General features: G+C 69.7%; 16 protein-coding genes. 2 read left to right on the plus strand and 14 right to left on the minus strand.

Going from position 1 to position 21,031, the window contains the following annotated elements:
• Window positions 1-15: 15 nt before the first annotated feature.
• The 6 genes from OG538_RS10000 to OG538_RS10025 form a co-directional block, all read right to left on the minus strand.
• The gene (locus tag OG538_RS10000; protein WP_406092186.1) at window positions 16-1,032 is read right to left on the minus strand and encodes an ABC transporter ATP-binding protein; all 1,017 of its coding nucleotides are present in this window, start codon (window positions 1,030-1,032) and stop codon (window positions 16-18) included.
• On the minus strand, window positions 1,029-2,039 hold the full coding sequence (locus tag OG538_RS10005) for an ABC transporter permease (protein WP_406092188.1): 1,011 nt from the start codon (window positions 2,037-2,039) through the stop codon (window positions 1,029-1,031). Before OG538_RS10005 ends, OG538_RS10000 begins: the two co-directional genes overlap by 4 nt.
• A 197-nt stretch (window positions 2,040-2,236) precedes the next feature.
• Window positions 2,237-3,217 (minus strand): ABC transporter permease, encoded by a 981-nt coding sequence (locus OG538_RS10010; protein ID WP_406092190.1) that lies wholly within the window; start codon window positions 3,215-3,217, stop codon window positions 2,237-2,239.
• Window positions 3,214-4,278: an ABC transporter ATP-binding protein gene (locus tag OG538_RS10015; protein ID WP_406092192.1), complete on the minus strand. Its 1,065-nt coding sequence runs from the start codon at window positions 4,276-4,278 to the stop codon at window positions 3,214-3,216. Before OG538_RS10015 ends, OG538_RS10010 begins: the two co-directional genes overlap by 4 nt.
• Before the next feature lie 178 nt (window positions 4,279-4,456).
• Window positions 4,457-6,133 carry an ABC transporter substrate-binding protein gene (locus OG538_RS10020; protein WP_406092194.1) on the minus strand — a complete coding sequence of 559 codons (1,677 nt, stop codon included), beginning with the start codon at window positions 6,131-6,133 and terminating at the stop codon, window positions 4,457-4,459.
• Window positions 6,134-6,266: 133 nt separating this feature from the next.
• Window positions 6,267-7,241 (minus strand): LacI family DNA-binding transcriptional regulator, encoded by a 975-nt coding sequence (locus OG538_RS10025; RefSeq protein WP_406092196.1) that lies wholly within the window; start codon window positions 7,239-7,241, stop codon window positions 6,267-6,269.
• Between the two features lie 291 nt (window positions 7,242-7,532).
• Here OG538_RS10025 and OG538_RS10030 point away from each other — a divergent pair, with 291 nt between their 5' ends.
• Window positions 7,533-9,401 (plus strand): lectin, encoded by a 1,869-nt coding sequence (locus tag OG538_RS10030; protein WP_406092198.1) that lies wholly within the window; start codon window positions 7,533-7,535, stop codon window positions 9,399-9,401.
• A 60-nt stretch (window positions 9,402-9,461) separates the two neighbouring features.
• Here OG538_RS10030 and cimA read toward each other — a convergent pair whose 3' ends face one another.
• The 8 genes from cimA to OG538_RS10070 all read right to left on the minus strand — a co-directional run bounded on the left by cimA (window position 9,462) and on the right by OG538_RS10070 (window position 19,323).
• Window positions 9,462-11,069, minus strand: coding sequence for a citramalate synthase (gene cimA / locus OG538_RS10035; RefSeq protein ID WP_406092200.1), 1,608 nt, complete (start codon window positions 11,067-11,069; stop codon window positions 9,462-9,464).
• Window positions 11,070-11,347: 278 nt separating this feature from the next.
• On the minus strand, window positions 11,348-12,679 hold the full coding sequence (locus OG538_RS10040) for an MFS transporter (RefSeq protein WP_406092202.1): 1,332 nt from the start codon (window positions 12,677-12,679) through the stop codon (window positions 11,348-11,350).
• A gap of 97 nt (window positions 12,680-12,776) precedes the next feature.
• Window positions 12,777-13,385 (minus strand): TetR/AcrR family transcriptional regulator, encoded by a 609-nt coding sequence (locus OG538_RS10045; RefSeq protein WP_406092204.1) that lies wholly within the window; start codon window positions 13,383-13,385, stop codon window positions 12,777-12,779.
• 3 nt (window positions 13,386-13,388) lie between these two features.
• Complete coding sequence (locus tag OG538_RS10050) at window positions 13,389-14,390, minus strand: agmatine/peptidylarginine deiminase (protein ID WP_406100045.1); 1,002 nt, start codon at window positions 14,388-14,390, stop codon at window positions 13,389-13,391.
• Between the two features lie 31 nt (window positions 14,391-14,421).
• Window positions 14,422-16,110, minus strand: a complete 1,689-nt coding sequence (locus tag OG538_RS10055) for an urease subunit alpha (RefSeq protein WP_406092206.1) — start codon at window positions 16,108-16,110, stop codon at window positions 14,422-14,424.
• A complete protein-coding gene (gene ureA / locus OG538_RS10060) occupies window positions 16,107-16,787 on the minus strand; it encodes an urease subunit gamma (RefSeq protein WP_406092208.1) in 681 nt (226 codons plus the stop codon). The genes OG538_RS10055 and ureA overlap by 4 nt, the downstream gene beginning before the upstream one ends.
• A 168-nt stretch (window positions 16,788-16,955) precedes the next feature.
• Window positions 16,956-18,044, minus strand: a complete 1,089-nt coding sequence (locus tag OG538_RS10065; protein ID WP_406092210.1) for a branched-chain amino acid aminotransferase — start codon at window positions 18,042-18,044, stop codon at window positions 16,956-16,958.
• Between the two features lie 241 nt (window positions 18,045-18,285).
• The gene (locus OG538_RS10070; RefSeq protein ID WP_406092212.1) at window positions 18,286-19,323 is read right to left on the minus strand and encodes a 3-isopropylmalate dehydrogenase; all 1,038 of its coding nucleotides are present in this window, start codon (window positions 19,321-19,323) and stop codon (window positions 18,286-18,288) included.
• Between the two features lie 130 nt (window positions 19,324-19,453).
• On the opposite strand from OG538_RS10070, the gene OG538_RS10075 reads away from it, so the two are divergent.
• Window positions 19,454-21,019: a purple acid phosphatase family protein gene (locus OG538_RS10075; protein ID WP_406092214.1), complete on the plus strand. Its 1,566-nt coding sequence runs from the start codon at window positions 19,454-19,456 to the stop codon at window positions 21,017-21,019.
• The last annotated feature ends 12 nt before the right edge of the window (window positions 21,020-21,031 follow it).

Here is a 21,031-nt window from a genome sequence, read left to right on the forward strand (position 1 = left end):
CGGGTGCGTACGGCTCTACGAGCGGGCGGCGGCCGGGGCCGGGGCTTCCTTGTGGAGCCAGCAGGCCACCGAGCGGGAGCCGTCACCCCCGTCCGGCGCGGCGAGCACCGGGACGCGGCTGTCGCAGTCCTCGACCTTCTTGGCGCAGCGGGGGTGGAAGGCGCAGCCGGCCGGCATCGCCGACAGGTGCGGGGGCGAGCCCGGGATGCCGCTGAGTTCGCGGCGGGGGCCGTGCAGCGCGGGGAAGGAGTGCAGCAGCCCGTCGCTGTACGGGTGGTGGGGGTCGCGGTAGATGTCGGCCGCGCCGGCCTCCTCGACGATCCGGCCGCCGTACATGATCGCGATGCGGTCGGAGAACTCGATGAGGAGGGAGATGTCGTGCGTGATGAAGACGACGGAGAACCCGAGTTCCTCGCGGAGCTTGACGAGCTGGCGCAGGATCTGGCGCTGCATGACGACGTCGAGCGCCGTCGTGGGCTCGTCCATGATGACGATCTCGGGCTCCAGGGCGAGGGCCATCGCGATCATCACGCGCTGGCGCATGCCGCCGGAGAGCTGGTGCGGGTAGGCGCCCAGCCGGTCGGCGGAGATGCCGACCAGGTTGAGCAGTTCCTTGGCCCGCGCGGTCCGGTCTGCCTTGCGCATCTCCGGGCGGTGGGCCTGGAGGACGTCGGTGAGCTGGCTGTGAACCGTGTGCACCGGGTTGAGCGAGTTCATCGCGCCCTGGAAGACGATCGACAGTTCCTGCCAGCGGAAGGCGCGCAGTTCGGGCGCCGACAGGGTCAGCAGGTCGAGCGCATCGCCGTCGCGCTGGTGGTAGTGCACCTCGCCGCCGGTGATCACGCCGGGCGGCGAGAGCAGCCGGGTGACGGCGTACGCCAGGGTGGACTTGCCGGAGCCCGACTCGCCCGCGAGGCCGAGGACTTCACCGCGGTGCAGGGTGAGGTCGATGTCGCGAAGCGCGTGTACGGCGTCCGCGCCGGTCCCGTAGTCCACGTTGAGGCCGCTGATGGTGAGGACGGGCTCGTTCATGAGCGGGACTCCTTGTCGTGCGTGCGGTGGCGCCGGCCGCGCGCGGACGGGACCGCGGCGGTACGGGCCACGGGCGTGAAGCCGACGCGCATGCGGACCTTCCGGGAGCCGCCGGTCTCGGTGCGCAGGCGCGGGTTGACGAATTCGTCGATGCCGAAGTTGATGAGGGCGAGCGACATGCCGAGCAGGGCGATGCAGAGCCCGGCCGGGACGAACCACCACCACGCACCCTGGGCGAGGGCCTGGTTGGACTGCGCCCAGAACAGGACGGTCCCCCAGTTCCAGTTGGAGATGTCGGCGACACCGATGAAGGCGAGGGTGATCTCGGAGAGGATCGCGAAGATGACCGTGCCGACGAACCCGGAGGCGATCACGGCCGTCAGGTTGGGGAGCACCTCGAAGAAGATGATCCGCCACGTCGACTCGCCGGTGGCGCGGGCCGCCTCGACGTAGTCCCGGCGGCGCAGCGACAGTGTCTGGGCACGCAGCACCCGGGCGCCCCAGGCCCAGGAGGTCAGGGCGATGACGAAGGCGATCAGCAGGTCGCCGGTGTCGGAGACGAAGCTCGCGATGATGATGATCAGCGGCAGTCCGGGGATGACCAGGAAGACGTTGGACAGCAGCGAGAGCACCTCGTCGGCGGTGCCGCCGAGGAATCCTGCGCTGACGCCGATCAGTACGGACAGGATCGTGGCGATGATCCCGGCGATGAATCCGACGACGAGGACGCCGCGGGTGCCGACGAGGATCTGCGAGAGGACGTCCTGGCCGGTCTGGGTGGTGCCGAACCAGTGGGACCCGGAGGGCGGCTGGAGCAGGGCGTTGCTCATCGTGTCGGGATCGTACGGAGCGATCCACGGGCCGATGACGGCGATCAGCACGAAGAAGAGCAGGATGCAGAGTCCGACGACGGTCTTGCGGCCGCGCAGGAAGCGGAACTTGCGCTTGCTCGCTGCGGGGGTCTCGGTCGCGTCGAGTACGGCGACCTCGGTGGCGGTGACGGCCATGAGCTAGTGCCTCTCGTTCGGAGCAGGCCGGACAGGGAGCGAGGTCTGGTGCGTGCAGCGGCAAGGCGGAGGAACGAGCCGACGCGAAGGGGGTCCCCCCCTGCCTCTCAGGGCCGTGGGGGAGGTGGCGGCCGACGACGACGCCGCACTGGCGCGTGCCGGACCCCGCGAGCCCGGCATGCTCTGGACGAGAGGCACTAGGCCTCCCTTCGGGTACGGGGGTCGAGGAGCATGTAGAGCACGTCGGCGAGGAGGTTCGCCGCGAGGACGGAGAGCGTGATGATCAGGAAGACGCCCTGCATGAGGGGGTAGTCCTTGGCTCCCACGCCCTGGAAGAGCTGGTAGCCGATGCCCGGGTAGGAGAAGACCATCTCCACCAGGAGCGTGCCGCCGACGATGAAGCCGAGCGAGAGGGCGAAGCCGGAGATATTGGGGAGGATCGCGTTGCGGGCCGCGTACCCGAACATGACCCGGCGCTCGGAGAGTCCCTTGGCCTGGGCGACCATGACGTAGTCCTCGGAGGAGACCGTCACCATCATGTTGCGCATGCCGAGGATCCAGCCGGCCACCGCGCTGAGCACGATCGTGAGGCCGGGCAGCGCCCCGTGGTAGATCGCGCTGGAGATGAACGGCCAGTCGAAGGCGGGCACGAGCGAGTTGTCGTAGCCCCCGGCGGCCGGGAAGAGCGGCCACTTCACGGCGAAGAGCGAGATGGCGATGAGGCCGAGCCAGAAGTACGGGATCGCGGAGATGAACGTGGTGACGGGCAGCAGGCTGTCCATCCACGAACCTCGCCGCCAGCCGGTGAAGACGCCGATGCCGGTGCCGAGCACGAAACTGATCAGCGTGGTGATGCCGACGAGCGCGAGCGTCCACGGCAGCGACTGGGCGATGACCTCACTCACCGGGGTGGGGAAGAAGGTGAAGGAGAGCCCGAGGTCGCCGTGGAACAGGTGCGACCAGTAGTCGGTGTACTGCTGCCAGATTGACTGCTTCTTGTCGAGGCCGAACAGGGCCTTGAGCGAGGCGATGGCGCTGGTGTCCAGCTGGCCCTGGAAGCGGGCTATGAGTGCCTGCACCGGGTCGCCGGGCATCATGCGCGGGATGAGGAAGTTGATGGTGATGGCGGCCCAGGCGGTGACCAAGTAGAAGGCGAGCCGTTGGAGCAGGTACTTCACTTCGCAGCCTCCTTCTCGTGGTCGTCGGTGGGTGCCGCGCCGGCGGAGCCGTCGTACAGCCAGCAGGCGGCCCACTGGCCGTCGGCAAGGTCGAAGCGGGGCGGCAGTTCGGTGCGGCAGCGCTCCATCGCCTTGGGGCAGCGGGGGTGGAAGCGGCAGCCGGCCGGCGGGTCGATGAGCGAGGGGGGCTCACCGCTGCCGGTCTCCTCCTGCTCCTCCTCGTCGACGACCCGGTCCGGGTCGGGCGCCGAGGCGATCAGCAGCTGGGTGTAGGGGTGGGCAGGGTGCTGGGTGACGGTCTCGCTGTCACCGCCCTCGACGATCCGGCCCGCGTACATCACGAGCGTGGTGTCCGCGAAGTAGCGGGCGGACGCGATGTCGTGGGTGATGTAGAGGATCGCGAGGTGCATGCGGTCCTTGAGGTCCTTGAGCAGGTTGAGCACCCCGAGCCGGATGGAGACGTCCAGCATCGAGACGGGCTCGTCGGCGAGGAGGACCTGGGGGTCGGCGCCGAGCGCGCGGGCGATGGCCACGCGCTGGCGCTGACCTCCCGACAGCTCGTGCGGGAACTTGTCCAGATACTGATGAGGAGGAGTCAGCTGGACACGGTTCAGCAGAGCCGTCAGGTTCTGTTCCAGTTCCGCCTCGCCGCTGCCCGCCCTGCCGTGGATCTTCAGGGCGCGGGTGAGGTGGTAGCGCACGGTGTGCACGGGGTTCAGCGAGGCGAACGGGTCCTGGAAGATGAGCTGGACCTGGCGTACGTAACTGCGGAAGGACCGGCCACGTCCGGCCTTCACCTCCTGACCGTCCAGGTGGATCTCGCCCTCGGTGAGCGGATACAGCTGGGCGAGCAGTCTGGCGACGGTGGACTTCCCGGAGCCCGACTCCCCCACCAGCGCCGTGACGGTGCCGCGCCGCAGCCGCAGCGAGACGTCGTCGACGGCGTGGACGCTGCGGCGCTTGCCTGCGAGGAGATCGCGGCCGGTGCGCCGTACGGCGAAGTGTTTGGTGACTCCGCGTGCTTCGAGCACGACGTGGTTCTTTTCGAGCTGTTCAGACATGGCCGGTACCTGGATCCCTGGGGGGCCGTCGGGCAGATGGGGGGTGGGAGAAGGGCGGGGCTGGGTGGCGCGGCTGCGAGGCGGAGGAGGGCGGCGTGGCGGGCCACGGTGACGGACGACTGTGCGTCAGACGTGCGTGACCGGACCCGCTGCACCGCCCCCCATGGGCCCGACGGCCCTACTTCGACGGCTTGAGCTTCAGCACGATCTCCAGCGCCGAGCGCTGGGTGTGCTGCGGGTCGGCGTACGGGTCGGCCTCGGTGGGCCAGCCCACCCAGTTCTTGGTGGAGTACTCGGCCCCGATGGGGGCGGCGGCCGTCGGGATCACCGGCGCCTGCTCGACCATGATCTTCTGCAGGGTGTTCATCGCAGCGGTACGGGCGGTGTCCGTCGTGGCACCGGCGAAGTCCTTCAGCGCCTCGGTCGCCTCGGTGCTCTTGAAGCGGCCGAAGTTGCCCTGCTGGGAGGGCTTGCCGATGGGCTGGAGCAGCGCGCCGTCCATGATGTTCTGGTACATGTCGTACGGGGTGGCGCCGCTGTTGGTCCAGTGCAGGGTGGCGTCGAAGTTGCCGTTGGCCACGTCCGCGCCCCAGGCCTCGGCGGTCTGCGTCTTGACCTTGGCCTCGATGCCGATCTTCTTGATGTTGTCCTTGATGATCGCCAGACCGGTGATGTAGTCGTTCCAGCCGGCCGGGTCGGTGAAGGTCAGCTTCACCGGCTTGCCGCTCGGGTCCTTGAGCACACCGCCGCTGAGCGTGAAGCCGGCCTTCTCCAGGACCTTCTTGGCGCCCTCGACGTCCGGCTTGGTGGTGGCGTTCTGGTACTCGGAGGCGATGAAGGACTTGCCGGCGGGCAGCGGGATGCCGGTCGGGTTGGTGATCTCCGGGTAGAGGGTCGCCTCGGCCTGGGTGTAGATCGCGTTGCGGTCGACGACCATCGCCATGGCCTTGCGCAGCGCCGGGTTGTCGAACGGCTTGCGGGCGGTGTTGAACCACAGGCCGTGGATGCCGAGCCCGGAGGGGAACCACAGCTTGTGGTTCTTCGGGTCCTTGGAGATGAACAGCTGCTTGTAGTTCGGCATGAAGACGAACGACCACTCCAGCTTGCCGCTGGCCAGCGCGGTGGTGGCGGCGCTGTTGTCGTTGTAGGTGCTGTAGCGCAGCTCCTTGACCTTCGTCGTGCCCTTCCAGTAGGTGGGCGTGGCGGTCAGCGTGGTGGTCTGCGGGGTGAACGTCTTCAGCTTGTACGGGCCCGAGCCGACCGGCGTGCGGTTGGGCCAGGTCTCCGGGCTCTTGACGCCTTCCCAGATGTGCTTCGGCACGATGTACTGCTGGATGATCTTGTTCTGGTTGACGTACTGCGAGTCGTCGAAGGTCAGGACGACCTTCTTGCCCTGCACCTTGACCCCGCCCCACGCGATGCCGTCGGCGTTGAGGGCCGGGTGCTTCTTCAGCAGGTTGAAGGTGAACGCGACGTCGTCGGCGGTCAGCGGCTTGCCGTCGGCCCACTTGGCCCGGGGGTCGAGGGTGAAGGTGACCTTGGTGAAGTTGAGGTCCCACGTCCAGTCCGTCGCCAGCCACGGGTCGGCCTTCGCCGACGGCCGGATCTGGCTCGTCATCGCCAGCGGCTCGTAGATCATCCAGCGGTAGCCGAGGGTGGCGCCCGCCGAGGTGTTCAGGAACGGGTTGCTGTTGTTCGTCTGCGGCCCGTCGGGCTTGCCGATGTTCAGCACGCCCGAGGCGGCCGAGCCGCCGCCCTTGTTGTGGTTCGAGTTGGCGGACGAACAGCCGGCGGCGAGCGCGACCACCGCGGTGGCGAGCGCGGCCGCTCTGAGCGTGTGACGGCGTGCGGACATAACGACTCCAGGAGGGACTGGCGGGTCTGGGAGATCCGGAAACGGGCAGCGCTCGGCGCGCCGGGTACGGGCGGTGCGGGTACGTACGGGCGGTACGGGTGGTGCGGGTGCGTGCGGGCCGGGGGCCGCAGCGCTAGGGCGCCGAGTGGCGCACGACCAGTTCGGTGGGCAGCACGAGCGGTGCGTCGGGTACGGGTGTGCCGCCGAGGTGGGAGAGGAGCATCCGTGCGGCCGTCTCACCCATCTGCCGGGTGGGCTGACGCACGGTGGTCAGGGGCGGTTCGGTGTGCTCGGCCATCGGGATGTCGTCGAAACCGACCACCGCGATGTCGCCGGGCACGGTCCGTCCCGCGGCGCGCAGCGCCCGCAGCACTCCTGCTGCGGTGATGTCGTTGTGAGCGAAGACCGAGTCGAACTCTGCGCCGGAGGCGAGGAGTTCCTCCACGGCCAGCCGGCCGCAGCGCTCGGTGAAGTCTCCGCGGACGACGAGATCGGTCGGCAGGACGGAGACGAATCCCTCCAGCCGGTCGCGTACGCAGCCGAAGTCCTGGGGCCCCGTGATGACCATGGGCCTGGTGCGGCCGGCATCCCGCAGATGGCGGGCGGCCGACGCGCCTCCTTCGTGGTTGGTGGTCACGACGGAGGGGAACTCGGGGTGGTGGCCGCGATCGTCGATCAGCACGATCGGCAGGCCGTCGCGGTGCAGTGCGGTGAGGTGGTCGAGGGTGTTCTCGGGTTCGACCACGACCAGTCCGTCGAAGGCCCGCGCCGACACCTGGCTGGTGAAGCGCTCCACGGACTCCGCCCCGCGGTTGCAGGTGAAGAGCAGCAGCCCGTAGTCGGCGGCCTCGACCGTGTCGACGACGCCCTGGAGCAGCTCGCCCATCCACGGCCAGGTCAGCGAGGGCACCAGCATGCCGACCGTGCGGCTGCTGCCGCGGGCCAGACCGACGGCGCCCGAGCTGGGTACGTAGCCGAGCTGTGCGATCACTTCACGAACACGGGCGGCCGTCGAACCGTCCACTTCGCCCTTGGTGTTGATGACCCTGGAGACGGTCGTCTTGCTGACGCCGGCCTCGCGGGCGACATCAGCGATGGTGACACGCATCGGGGGCCTCCAGGACACAACAGGACAGAGCGAACGAGCGGCTGTGGAACCGGTACCGCAACCGGTTCCGGAACCGGTACCGGCGTTGGTGGCGTGAGTTAACCCCGCCGGAACATGACCGTCAATACTTCACACCGAGATTGGTCCGTACCCATCCTCCGAAGCGGCTCGGAACGCGCTTGCGTTCAAGTCCTGAACGCACAACCTCTTGACGTGGGCACGTAAGAGCAGTTCACTCCCGTGTCGTCCGACGGCACGTCCCCCACGCTCCCGCCGAGGAAGGCATCAGCCATGATCCGTTCAGGAAGGGCGGCCAGGGCGCTGCTCGCCGCAGTGCTCACGACCGCCGGCCTCACCGGGCTCTCGTCCGGTACGGCGCAGGCCGCGGGCGAGACGGTGAACATCGCCCTGACCACCACCGACGACTCCGGCGGCCGTCACGTCACCCGGGGCCTGGAGGTGCAGAACCCGGTCTCGTTCGGGGCCGGGAACGGGGGCGGCGGCACGAACATCACCGTCGACGAGAACACCCGCTACCAGACGTTCACCGGTGGCGGAGCCTCGTTCACCGACACTGCGGCGTATCTGATGAAGAGCAGCGGGGCGCTGAGCCAGGCGACCCGCGATGCCACGATGAAGAAGCTGTTCTCGCCCACGGAGGGCATCGGGCTGTCGTTCGTGCGCAACCCGATGGGCGGTTCGGACCTGGCGCGGTACGGCTACACGTACGACGACCTGCCCGCCGGGCAGACCGACCCGTCCCTTTCGCACTTCTCGATCGCACACGATCTGGAGGACGTACTGCCGCTGACGAAACAGGCCAAGCAGCTCAACCCGGCGCTGACCACGGTGGCGTCCCCGTGGACCGCTCCGGCCTGGATGAAGGACAGCGGACAGCTCAACGGCGGCTGGCTCAAGGCGGAGAACTACGGCGCCTACGCCGACTACTTCGTGAAGTACCTCCAGGCCTACCGGGATCAGGGGGTTCCGGTCGACTACGTCACCGCGCAGAACGAGCCGACGTGCTGCGGCGGCTATCCCTCGATGAGCTGGAACGGCTCCGGGCTGGCCTACTTCACCAAGAGCGAGCTGCTGCCGAAGCTGGCATCGGCGGGGCTCGCCACCAAGGTGCTCGCGCATGACTGGAACTGGGACACCTACGACGCGTACGCCGCGGCCACCGTGGACGACGCGGCGGTGCGCAACCACCCCAACTTCGGCGGAGTGGCGTGGCACGGGTACGGCGGTGACATCGCCAAGCAGACGACGGTGCACAACCAGTACCCGTCGATGGACGCGTTCCAGACCGAGCACTCGGGCGGCACCTGGATCGCCGACCAGCAGCGCGAAGACATGATGAACATCATCGATTACACCCGCAACTGGGCGAAGTCGGTGACCAAGTGGTCCCTGGCGGTGGACCAGAACCGCGGCCCGCACAACGGTGGCTGCGGTACCTGCGACGGGCTGATCACCGTGCACAACGGGGACGGCAGGAGCGGACAGGTCGACTACACCATCGAGTACTACACGATGGGCCACCTGACGAAGTACGTCCGCCCGGGAGCCTCCCGGATCTCCTCCACGGCCAGTTCCGCCGTGCCCAACGTCGCCTGGCGCAACCCGGACGGCTCGAAGGCGCTGATCGCGTACAACGGGGGCGGCTCCGCCCAGCAGGTGACGGTCAACTGGGGCGGTCAGAAGTTCACCTACTCGCTGCCCGCCCGCACGTCGGCGACGTTCACCTGGTCGGGGACGCAGTCGGGTGCGGATGCCTCGTCGGGCGCCCTGTCCGGCCCCGGTGGCAAGTGCCTCGACGCCACGGGCAACACCGGCGCCGACGGCACGCCCGTCCAGCTCTGGGACTGCACGGGCGGCGCCAACCAGCGGTGGACGGTGCAGGCCGACGGCTCCATCCGTACGCTCGGCGCCTGCCTGGACGTGGCGTCGGGCTCGACGGCGAACGGCGCGAAGGTACAGCTGTACACCTGCAACGGCACCTCTGCGCAGCGCTGGACGTACAACGCCGCCACGGGTGACGTCGTCAACACGGCGGCGGACAAGTGCCTGGACGTGACCGACCAGTCGACGGCCAACGGGGCCCGCACCCAGATCTGGACGTGCACGGGGGCGGCCAACCAGAAGTGGCACCTGCAGTAGGGGTCGCACACGCCTGGACCGCGGGCCGGAGAGCCGGTCCGCGGTCCAGGCGCGTCCGCGCTACTCGGTCGGCTCGACCCCGGCGCGCAGCAGCCCGAAGGTGTACGCGTCCTCCAGGGCCTGCCAGGACGCGGCGATGACGTTCTCGGCGACCCCCACGGTCGCCCAGTCGCCCCGGCCGTCGCCCGTGGTGATCAGGACGCGGGTGGTGGACTCGGTGCCGGTGCGGCCCTCCAGGATGCGGACCTTGTAGTCCACCAGCTCCAGCTTGGCGAGCTGCGGGTAGATCCGCTCCAGCGCGACGCGAAGCGCCCGGTCGAGCGCGTTGACCGGGCCGTTGCCCTCGGCGGTGGCGACGATGCGCTCGCCCTTGGCCCAGAGCTTCACCGTCGCCTCGTTGGCGTGGGTGCCGTCGGGGCGGTCCTCGACGATGGCCCGCCAGGACTCCACGCGGAAGTAGCGGCGGGGCCGGCCCTCCGCCTCGGCGCGCAGCAGCAGTTCGAAGGAGGCGTCGGCCGCCTCGTAGGTGTAGCCCTGGAGCTCGCGCTCCTTGACCCGCTCGACGACACGGCCGATGAGCTCGCGGTCGCCGCCGAGATCGATGCCGAGCTCCACGCTCTTGAGCTCGATGGAGGCGCGGCCCGCCATGTCGGAGACGAGCATCCGCATGGTGTTGCCGACCAGCGCGGGGTCGATGTGCTGGTACAGGTCCGGGTCGACCTTGATCGCGGAGGCGTGCAGGCCGGCCTTGTGCGCGAAGGCCGAGACGCCGACGTAGGGCTGGTGCGTGGAGGGCGTGAGGTTGACGACCTCGGCGATGGCGTGCGAGACGCGGGTCATGTCGGCGAGCGCGCCCTCGGGCAGGACGGTCTTGCCGTACTTGAGCTCCAGGGCGGCGACGACGGGGAAGAGGTTGGCGTTGCCGACCCTCTCGCCGTAGCCGTTGGCGGTGCACTGGACGTGTGTGGCGCCCGCGTCGACGGCGGCCAGGGTGTTGGCGACGGCGCAGCCGGTGTCGTCCTGGGCGTGGATGCCGATGCGGGCGCCGGTGTCGGCCAGGACGGTGGCGACGACGGCCTGGACCTGGGCCGGGAGCATCCCGCCGTTGGTGTCGCAGAGGATGACGACGTCGGCGCCGGCCTCGGACGCGGCCCGGACCACGGCCTTGGCGTACTCGGCGTTGGCGCGGTAACCGTCGAAGAAGTGCTCGCAGTCGACGAAGACCCTGCGGCCCTGGGCGACGAGGTGGGAGACGGTGTCGCGCACCATCTCCAGGTTCTCCTCCAGCGTGGTGCGCAGGGCGAGCTCGACATGGCGGTCGTGCGACTTGGCGACCAGCGTGATCACCGGGGCGCCCGACTCCAGCAGCGCCTTGACCTGCGGGTCCTCGGCCGCCTTGCCACCGGCCCTGCGGGTCGCGCCGAAGGCGACCAGCTCGGCGTTCCTGAACTCGATCTCCTGGCGCGCGCGGGCGAAGAACTCGGTGTCGCGGGGGTTGGCGCCCGGCCACCCGCCCTCGATGAAACCGACGCCGAAATCGTCCAGGTGCCGGGCGATGGTCAGCTTGTCCGCGACCGTCAGGTTGATGCCTTCACGCTGGGCACCGTCGCGCAGCGTGGTGTCGAAGACATGGAAACTGTCGTCGGTGGGCTTGGCCTTGGTGGTCATGCTGGTCTGACTCCTGTCGGATGAGTGGATCCGGACGATCTGACTCCACTTGCCCCCATCATCCCGCGCGCCTCGTCCCGGCCGGTGGTGAGGGCCGGAAAACAAAAAACCCCTCGCGGGTGCGAGAGGTCTGCGCGCGGGTCTGGGGCACGGTGGCCGTGCCGTACATGGTGGTACGGGACGATCACTGCGGACCGGCGCGCCTGTTGCCAATAATCATGACGAACGAGGACACGGAAGCAGTCTGGCACACGACCGCTTCCGTGCCCCGCCCCGTCTCAGGATGCGGGCGTGACGCTCGTCGCCCCTGCCGGCGACGTCTTCTCCCCTGCCCGCACGGCGGCGACCCGGTTCAGATCGATGTCGCGGGTCTCGCGCATCGTCAGGTAGACGACCAGCGAGACCGCGGCGCATCCCGCCACGTACCAGTAGAAGCCGGATTCGGCACCGGCGTTCTTGAACCACAGCGCCACGTACTCGGCGGTGCCGCCGAACAGGGCGTTGGCGACGGCGTACGAGAGACCGACGCCCAGGGCGCGGATACCGGTCGGGAAGAGCTCGGCCTTCACGCAGGCGTTGATGGAGGTGTAGCCGGTGATCACGAGCAGCGCGAGGAGCGCGAGGCCGAGCGCGGGCCAGAAGGTGTCCGCGTGCCTGAGCATCGTCATGATCGGCACGGTCAGGAAGGTCGACCCGACCGCGAAGGTGATCAGCAGCGGGCGCCGGCCGATCCGGTCGGACAGCATTCCGGCCAGGGGCTGGATGCACATGAAGACGAACAGCGCGCAGAAGCTGACGAGCGAGGCGGTGGACTTCTCCATGCCGGCGCTCTTGGAGAGGAACTTCGTGAGGTAGGTCGTGTACGTGTAGTAGGCGACGGTGCCGCCCATGGTCAGCGCCATCACGAGGAACGCCTCGCGCCGGTGCTGCCACAGCACCTTCAGCGTGCCGCGGTCCTGCTGCTCGGCGGCGCCGGAGTCGGCGTACACCTCGGTCTCCAGCATGGAGCGGCGCAGGTAGAAGACGATGCCGGCACCGAGCGCGCCGACGACGAACGGGATGCGCCAGCCCCAGCTGTGCAGCGCCGCCTCGGACATGTTGCGCTGCAGGAGGATCTGGAGGCCGAGGCCGACGAGCTGCCCGGCGGTCATGGAGACGTACTGGAAGCTGGAGGCGAAGCCGCGCTTCTCGGGCGCGGAGGCCTCCGTGAGGTAGGTGGCGCTGGCCGCGTACTCACCGCCGACGGACAGCCCCTGGAGCAGCCGGGCCACCATCAGCACGGCGACACCGCCGTACCCGGCGACGTCGTAGGTCGGGGCGATCGCGATGAGGACCGCGGAGGCGGACATGAGGGTGACGGTCAGGGTGAGCGCGGCCTTGCGGCCCTTGCGGTCCCCGATCCGGCCGAGCAGCCAGCCGCCGACCGGCCGCATGAAGAACCCGACGGCGAAGATGCCCATCGTGTTCATGAGGTTGGCGGTCTCGTTGCCTTCGGGGAAGAACGAGTCCGCGAAGTACACCGCGAAGGTCGCGTACACGAACCAGTCGAACCACTCGACCATGTTGCCGGCGGAGCCGACCCAGATTTTCTTCCACTGCTCTCGTCCCATGGTTGGCCACCGTGCCGGAACGGCCGGGATCGCAACAAGGGTGCAGGGCGCAACGATCGCGCGTACTTACGTGCGTTTCGTTCACGGTCGGGTGACGTCAGTGGATGACGGACAGCGTTTCGTCGATGAACTCCGCCACTCTTTCCAGGACTTGGTCCCGCGACGTGCCGGGGAGGCCGACCGCCACATGGACGCTGAAGCCGTCCAGCAGGGCGCGCAGCCGGGTCGCGTAACGCTCGGCGTCGACCCGGCGGAACTCGCCGCGCGAGCCGCCTTCGGCGAGCAACGCCACCAGGTCGCGGTGCCAGGCCCCTTCGATCGCGGACTGCCGGGCACGGGCCTCGTCGTCGGCGTCGCGCGAGCGGTTCCAGACCTCCAGCCAGAGCGTCCAGTGCGGGTCGCGGTGGCCGTCGGGGAGGTAGAGGGCGATGTAGGCGCCGAGCCGTTCGCGGACCGTGCCCGGCCGGGACAGCAGGCGGCGCCGCTCGGCCCCGAGCCGGTTCTCGCTCCACTCCAGCGTCTGGAGCAGCAGCTCGTCCTTGGTGCGGAAGTAGTAGAGGAGGTGGCCGCTGCTCATGCCGACCTCGCGGCCGAGCCCGGCCATCGTGAGGCCGTCGAGGCCGCGTTCGGCGACGGTGGCCATGACGGCGGCGAGCACGGCCTCGCGGGGCGGTGCGGTGTTGCGGCTGCGCGGGGTGGAGGGCACGGTTCAGACCTTGGGCTGTTGCTGGGTGATGCAGTGGATGCCGCCGCCCCCCGCGAAGATCGCGCGGGCGTCGACGAGTGTCACCGTACGGGTGGGGAAGAGGCGGCGGAAAATCCCGGCGGCGAGTTCGTCGCGCGGGTCGCCGAAGGCGCACAGGACGACGCCGCCGTTGCAGAGGTAGTGGTTGATGTAGGAGTAGTCGACCCACTCCCCGCCGGCCCGCAGCACGGTGGGCGCCAGGACCTCCACGACCTCCAGCGGCCGTCCCCTCGCGTCGGTGGCGGCGCGCAGGACGCGGACGGTCTCCCGGGTGATCTCGTGGTCGGGGTGGGCCGGGTCCGGCTGGACGTGGGCGACGACGGTGCCGGGGCGTGCGAAGGCGGCGACGATGTCGACATGCCCGAGCGTGCCGTACGTTCCGTAGTCTCCGGACAGGCCACGGGGCAGCCAGATGGCCTTGCGGGTGCCGAGGCGCGCGTGGACCTCGGTCTCGACCTGCTCACGGGTCCAGGTGGGGTTGCGTTCCTCGCCGAGCTGGACGGTCTCCGTGAGCAGCACGGTGCCTTCGCCGTCGACGTGGATCGCGCCGCCCTCGTTGACGAGCGGCGAGCCGTGCACGGGGACTCGGGCGAGCTCGGCGACGGAGCGGGCGATGTGCCGGTCGTTCTGCCAGCGGGCCCAGCCCTGGGCACCCCAGCCGTTGAACGTCCAGTCGACGGCGGCCAGTTCCTCGCCGTCGGTGACGAAGGTGGGGCCGATGTCGCGCATCCACGCGTCGTCGAGCGGGCGCACCGCCAGCTCGATCTGCGGGCCGAGCAGGGCGCGGGCGCTGTCCTCCTGGCCGGGGCCGACGACCACCGTGACGGGTTCGAAGCGGCGGACGGCGTGGGCGACGGCGGCCCAGGCGCGGCGGGCCTCGTCGAGTCCGGCCGCGGTGTCGAAGGTGGGATTGGGGCCCGGCCAGGCCATCCAGGTGCGTTCGTGCGGGGCCCATTCGGGCGGCATACGAAAGGTCACTGCGAGTCCTTGGATGCTCTCAGAGGAAGTAGAGCCGGTTGAGGGAGACCGATTCGGCGGGTTCGGAACTGAGCGGGTCGCCGTCCAGGGTGACGAGGCCGCTGCGCGCGTCCACGTCGACGGTTCCGGTACGGGAGTTGAGGTGCAGGTCGGCGGGGCCGATGGAGCGGGTGCCGCGGACCCCGACCCGTCGTCTGCGGGTGGGCATGGCGTCCGCCCCCAGCTGGGTGGCTGCCTGCGAGACGAAGGCGACCGAGAGATCGGCTGCGGTGGCCCCGTACGCACCGAACTGCGGACCGAGGACGAGGGGTTCGCAGGTGTCGGTGGCGGCGTTGGGGTCGCCCGTGACGCCGTAGGCGGGGAAGCCCGACTTCAGGACCAGTTGCGGCTTCGCACCGAAGAACTCGGGGCGCCACAGCACGATGTCGGCGAGCTTCCCGGTCTCGATGGAGCCGATCTCGTGTGCGAGGCCGTGGGCGATGGCCGGATTGATGGTGAGCTTGGCGATGTAGCGGAGCACCCGCGCGTTGTCGTCGCCCGGGCCGTCGCCCTCCATCGGGCCGAGTTCTGCCTTCATCTTCCCGGCCATGGCGAAGGTGCGGCGGACGGTCTCTCCGGCCCGCCCCATGCCCTGCGCGTCGGAGGAGGTGATGCCGATGGCCCCCAGGTCGTGCAACACGTCCTCGGCTCCCATGGTCCCCGCTCTGATCCGGTCGCGGGCCATGGCGGCATCGCCCGGCAGGTCCGTCTTCAGGTCGTGTACGGAGACGATCATCCCGTAGTGCTCGGCGACCGCGTCCCGGCCGAAGGGGAGGGTCGGGTTGGTGGAGGAGCCGATGACGTTCGGCACGCCGGCCATCTTCAGGACGTTGGGGACGTGCCCGCCGCCGCAGCCCTCGATGTGGAAGGCGTGGATGGTCCGGCCCTCCAGGACGCGCAGGGTGTCCTCGACCGACAGGCACTCGTTCAGCCCGTCGCTGTGCAGGGCCACCTGGACGTCGTACTCCTCGGCGACGCGCAGCGCGGTGTCCAGGGCGCGGGTGTGGGCGCCCATGTCCTCGTGGACCTTGAAGCCGCAGGCCCCGCCCTCGGCCAGCGCCTCCACGAGCGGCGCCTCGTGGGAGGAGGAACCGCGGCCCAGGAAGCCGATGTTGACCGGCCAGGCGTCGAAGGCGTTGAAGGCGTGGCGCAGGGCCCAGGGCGAGTTGACGCCGACGCCCCAGACCGGGCCGAACTCCTGACCGATGATCGTGGTGACGCCGGAGGCGAGCGAAGCCTCCATGATCCGCGGCGAGAGCAGGTGGACATGCGTGTCGACGGCTCCGGCAGTCGCCACGAGGCCCTCGCCGGACACGATCGAGGTCCCCGTGCCGACGACGACGTCCACCCCGTCGAGGGTGTCCGGGTTCCCTGCCCGGCCGACCGCGGAGATCCGGCCCTCGCGAATGCCGATGGACACCTTCCGGACGCCCTGCACCGCGTCGATGACCAGCACGTTGCTGATCACCACGTCGCAGGTCTCCCGGACGGCTGCGGCCTTGAGATGGAGGCCGTCCCGGGCGGTCTTGCCGAACCCGGCAAGGAACTCGTCGCCCGGCTTCTGGGCGTCGGACTCGACCCTGACGGTCAGCCCGGAGTCGCCGAGCCTGACCCGGTCACCGGCGCGCGGGCCGTGCACGGAGGCGTACTCGTGGGGATCGATGCTCATCGCGCGGCCCCCAGGTAGCCGCAGGCGGCTGCCCGCCGCAGCGCCTCCTCGCGGGCGCCGGGCGCGTCGAGGGGCCCGTCGACCAGTCCGGCGAACCCGATCGCGACGCGGTCGCCGCCGATGGGCACCAGGCCCACCTCGACGCTCTCCCCCGGTCCGAAGCGGACGGAGGATCCCGCGGGCACGGACAGCCGCATCCCGTACGCCGCCGCCCGGTCGAAGTCGAGCCGCGGATTGGCTTCGAAGAAGTGGAAATGCGAGGTCACGGAGACCGGCACGGTCGCCGTGTTGCGGACGCCCAGCCGTACCGCGGGCTCGGGCTCCGGAGTGGCGGGCCCGGGCACGACCGCGCCGGGCGCCTCGTCGCCGAGTCCGGCACCCAGCGGCCGGGAGACCACGGCGAGCCGCGATCCGTCGTCGAAGACCGCCTCCACATGGACCTCGGTGACGACATCGGCGACCCCCGGCAGCACGTCGTCCGGGCCCAGGACCCGGCGCGCGGCCTCGATGGCCTCGGCGAGCCGGCGCCCGTCCCGGGCAGCCTCGCAGACGGTGTCCGCGATCAGGGCGGTGGCCTCGGGCACGTTCAGCCTCAGACCACGGGCCCGGCGGGCGCGGGCCAGCTCGGCCGCGCCGAAGAGCAGCAGCCGGTCCCGCTCGGTCGGGGTCAGTCGCACGTCCTCACACCTCCTGGTTAGAGCAGCACTCTAACCAGGAGACAAGGCAGAAGGGAATATCAGGAGACAGCATTTGAGCATCACTCCAAGACGTGCGCGCAAAAAGGGGCCGCGTCCGGCGGACGCGGCCCCTTTTGTGCGTACGGGAGATACCCGACTGCGGGACGACTATCCGAGCGAGTGCATCCAGCCGTGGGTGTCCTCGGCGGTGCCGCGCTGGATGTCCAGCAGGCGCTCGCGCAGCCGGAGGGTGACCGGGCCCGGCGTGCCGTCGCCCTGGGTCCACTCGCCGCCCGCGCTCTTCACGGTGCCGACCGGGGTGATGACGGCGGCGGTGCCGCAGGCGAAGACCTCGGTCAGGGTGCCGTTCGCCGTGTCGTCACGCCACTGGTCGATGGAGACGCGGCTCTCCTCGGGCTCGTAGCCGAGGTCCGCGGCGAGCCTGAGCAGCGAGTCGCGGGTGATGCCCGCGAGCAGGGAGCCGGTCAGGGCCGGGGTCACGATCTTGTTCCCGTACACGAAGTACAGGTTCATCCCGCCGAGTTCCTCGACCCACTTGTGCTCGACGGCGTCGAGGTAGGCGACCTGGTCGCAGCCCTTGGCCGCGGCCTCCGCCTGGGCCAGGAGGGACGCGGCGTAGTTGCCGCCGGTCTTGGCGTCGCCCATGCCTCCGGGGACGGCGCGGACGCGGTCCTCGGAGAGCCAGATGGAGACGGGCTTCACACCGCCGGGGAAGTACGCGCCGGCCGGCGAGGCGATGACCAGGAAGAGGTACTCGTTGGCCGGCCGGACACCGAGCCCGACCTCGGTCGCGATCATGAACGGGCGCAGGTACAGCGACTCCTCGCCGCCGTGGGCCGGGACCCAGGCCGCGTCCTGCTGGACGAGCGCGTCACAGGCCGCGACGAACGTCTCGACGGGGAGCTCCGGCATGGCGAGGCGGCGGGCGGACGACTGGAAGCGCGCGGCGTTGGCCTCGGGGCGGAAGGTGGCGACCGTGCCGTCGGGCTGGCGGTAGGCCTTGAGACCCTCGAAGATCTCCTGGCCGTAGTGCAGCGTCATGTTGGCGGGGTCGATCGACAGCGGCGCGTACGGGACGAGCTGGGCGTCGTGCCAGCCGCGGCCCTCGGTCCACTTGATCGTCACCATGTGATCGGTGAAGTGGCGGCCGAAGCCGGGCTTGACCAGGATCGCCTCGCGCTCCGCGTCGGACAGCGGGTTCGAGGAGGGCTTGAGCTCGATCGTGGGCGTCGTCATGAGTACGTGTCCTTCACCGGTTTTGTGTGTGTAGGACCACGCCCACGCCAGCTCCTGTCGGACAGGTGCTAGGACGTCCGAGCTTCGCGGCAAGCCACGGTCCCGTTCGATTATCTCTCGTGGGGTGCCGTGCACGAAATGACGTGAATGCGGTCCAGGGTTCGATGGTGACACCCGGGGCCGCACAGGAGAAGCCGCCGGGTGCGTGTGCGACCCGGCGGCTTCTGAGCAAGTCGTCGGATCAGCCCGCTACGCGTACCGCGAGCGCGTCACCGATCTCGTCGGTGCTGCGGGCACCGTCGCGCTCCGCGAGGTCGGCGGAGACGGCGTCCTCGATGCGCGCGGCCTCGGCCTCGTAGCCGAGGTGTCGCAGCAGGAGGGCGACGGAGAGGACCGTGGCGGTCGGGTCGGCCTTGCCCTGGCCCGCGATGTCGGGGGCAGTGCCGTGGACCGGCTCGAACATCGACGGGAAGGCACCCGTCGGGTTGATGTTGCCGGACGCGGCCAGGCCGATGCCGCCGGAGATGGCCGCGGCGAGGTCGGTCAGGATGTCACCGAAGAGGTTGTCGGTGACGATGACGTCGAAGCGCTCCGGCTGGGTGACGAAGAAGATCGTCGCCGCGTCGACGTGCAGATAGTCGGTGGTGACCTGCGGGTACTCGGCCGCGACCTTGTCGAAGGTGTTCTTCCACAGGTGGCCCGCGTAGACGAGGACGTTGTTCTTGTGGACCAGCGTCAGCTTCTTGCGCGGGCGGGCGGCGGCCCGCTCGAAGGCGTCCCGGACGACGCGCTCCACGCCGAAGGCCGTGTTGAGGCTGACCTCGGTGGCGACCTCGTGCTCCGTGCCGGTACGCAGCGAACCGCCGTTGCCGGTGTACGGGCCCTCGGTGCCCTCACGGACGACGACGAAGTCGATCTCGGGGCTGCCGGCCAGCGGGGTCGCCGTGTTCGGGAACAGCTTCGACGGCCGCAGGTTGATGAAGTGGTCGAAGGCGAAGCGCAGCTTCAGCAGCAGCCCGCGCTCCAGAACGCCCGAGGGCACGGACGGGTCGCCGATCGCGCCGAGCAGGATGGCGTCATGGCCCTTGAGGGCCTCCAGCTCCGCGTCCGGGAGGGTTTCACCGGTGCGGTGCCAGCGCTGGGCGCCAAGGTCGTACTCCTTGGTCTCCAGCTTCACATCCTGCGGGAGAACAGCGTTGAGGACCTTGAGGCCCTGAGCCACGACCTCCTGGCCGATACCGTCACCGGGGATCACTGCGAGATTGATGCTGCGAGACATGTCCGGCACCTTACTGGGCGTCCCACCCCATGACACATGGCGTCCACCATGCGGACATATGGGCAGCTGTACGTGTACCGTTCATCTATCCGAGGGGGTGCCGTCAGGGAGCCCGTGGATGTTGTCGCCCATGGACATCCCCCGTTTCGGTATCTCCGAGAAGCTCGCCGACCGCATGAGCATGGCCGAGCAGCACGACTACCTCCGTACCCGGCTGACGCGACGCGGTGTGCTGCGCACGGGTGCGGCGACCGCGGCCGTGGCCGGACTCGGCACCTCGCTCGCCTCCTCCCCCGCGTACGCGGCTCACTCGGCGCTCACCTCGCACAGCTCCACGCGGGTGGACGGTTCGCTGGTCGCTCCCTTCGGCCGGCACCTGGCCTACGGCGCCGACCCTCAGACGCAGATGACGGTCTCCTGGCAGGTGCCGTTCGCGGTGCGCCGCCCGTACATCCGGATCGGCCTGAAGCCGTGGGCGCTGAGCCGGAAGATCGACGCCGAGGTGCGCCACCTGACGACGCCGCTGCTGAACGACGGCAGGATCGCGGCCGCCGAGCAGTACTACGTGCACGCGGCCCTGGAGCGGCTGAAGCCCGGCACGACGTACTACTACGGCGTGGGCCACGACGGCTTCGACCCTGCCGACACCCGCAACCTGGGCACGCTCGGCACCTTCACCACCGCGCCCTCGCGCGCCGCCTCGTTCACCTTCACCGCCTTCGGCGACCAGGGCGTCAGCTACCACGCACTCGGCAACGACCAGCTGATCCTGGGCCAGAACCCCGCCTTCCACCTGCACGCGGGGGACATCTGCTACGCCGACCCGTCGGGCTCCGGACAGAGCAGCGACACCTATGACGCGCGCACCTGGGACCAGTTCCTGGCCCAGACGGAGACGGTCTCCAAGACCGTGCCGTGGATGGTGACGACCGGCAACCACGACATGGAGGCCTGGTACTCGCCGGACGGCTACGGCGGCCAGAACGCCCGCTGGACCCTGCCGGACAACGGCCCGGACCCGGTGAACCAGCCCGGGGCGTACTCCTTCGTGCACGGCAACGTGGGTGTGATCGCGCTCGACGCCAACGACGTGTCCTACGAGATCCCCGCCAACTTCGGCATCAGCGAAGGCCGGCAGACCCGCTGGCTGGACCGGCGCCTGGGCGAGCTGCGGGCGCGCCACGACATCGACTTCCTGGTGGTCTTCTTCCACCACTGCGCCTTCTCCACGACCAATGCCCACGCCTCGGACGGCGGGGTGCGCGACGCCTGGGTGCCGCTCTTCGAGAAGCACCAGGTGGACCTGGTCATCAACGGGCACAACCACGTCTACGAGCGCACCGACGCGATCCTCAAGAACGCGGTCCGGCGCACGGTGCCGATCGGCGAGCGCACCGACCCGACGCGGGACGGCATCGTCTACGTCACAGCAGGCGGCGCAGGAAAGGCCCTGTACAACTTCCCGGTGCCCGACAGCTACGAAGGGCATGTCGCGGACCGGGAGAGCGTGGAGACGTACCACGTGGTCAAGGGTGGCGGTAAGGCCGTCGAGACCGTGGAGTGGTCGCGGGTGCGCTACACCGGGTTCTCGTTCCTCGCGGTGGAGGTGGAGCCCGGACGGAACGCGCGGATGAAGGTCACCGCGCTCGCCGAGTCCGGTGAGCGCATCGACCACTTCGAGATCAGCCGAGGCTGAGCCCGGAGCCAC

The organism is Streptomyces sp. NBC_01013 (genome assembly GCF_045162765.1).
In the GTDB taxonomy this organism is placed as follows: domain Bacteria; phylum Actinomycetota; class Actinomycetes; order Streptomycetales; family Streptomycetaceae; genus Streptomyces.

What these genes read in the sequence shown, in the direction of transcription:
- OG538_RS10050 (WP_406100045.1), bottom strand. Translation starts at nt 14,390, where the DNA reads ATGCCGCCCGAATGGGCCCCGCACGAACGCACCTGGATGGCCTGGCCG.
- OG538_RS10065 (WP_406092210.1), bottom strand. Translation starts at nt 18,044, where the DNA reads ATGACGACGCCCACGATCGAGCTCAAGCCCTCCTCGAACCCGCTGTCC.
- OG538_RS10040 (WP_406092202.1), bottom strand. Translation starts at nt 12,679, where the DNA reads ATGGGACGAGAGCAGTGGAAGAAAATCTGGGTCGGCTCCGCCGGCAAC.
- OG538_RS10075 (WP_406092214.1), top strand. Translation starts at nt 19,454, where the DNA reads ATGGACATCCCCCGTTTCGGTATCTCCGAGAAGCTCGCCGACCGCATG.
- OG538_RS10015 (WP_406092192.1), bottom strand. Translation starts at nt 4,278, where the DNA reads ATGTCTGAACAGCTCGAAAAGAACCACGTCGTGCTCGAAGCACGCGGA.
- cimA (WP_406092200.1), bottom strand. Translation starts at nt 11,069, where the DNA reads ATGACCACCAAGGCCAAGCCCACCGACGACAGTTTCCATGTCTTCGAC.
- OG538_RS10005 (WP_406092188.1), bottom strand. Translation starts at nt 2,039, where the DNA reads ATGGCCGTCACCGCCACCGAGGTCGCCGTACTCGACGCGACCGAGACC.
- OG538_RS10070 (WP_406092212.1), bottom strand. Translation starts at nt 19,323, where the DNA reads ATGTCTCGCAGCATCAATCTCGCAGTGATCCCCGGTGACGGTATCGGC.
- OG538_RS10030 (WP_406092198.1), top strand. Translation starts at nt 7,533, where the DNA reads ATGATCCGTTCAGGAAGGGCGGCCAGGGCGCTGCTCGCCGCAGTGCTC.
- OG538_RS10000 (WP_406092186.1), bottom strand. Translation starts at nt 1,032, where the DNA reads ATGAACGAGCCCGTCCTCACCATCAGCGGCCTCAACGTGGACTACGGG.
- OG538_RS10055 (WP_406092206.1), bottom strand. Translation starts at nt 16,110, where the DNA reads ATGAGCATCGATCCCCACGAGTACGCCTCCGTGCACGGCCCGCGCGCC.
- OG538_RS10020 (WP_406092194.1), bottom strand. Translation starts at nt 6,133, where the DNA reads ATGTCCGCACGCCGTCACACGCTCAGAGCGGCCGCGCTCGCCACCGCG.
- OG538_RS10025 (WP_406092196.1), bottom strand. Translation starts at nt 7,241, where the DNA reads ATGCGTGTCACCATCGCTGATGTCGCCCGCGAGGCCGGCGTCAGCAAG.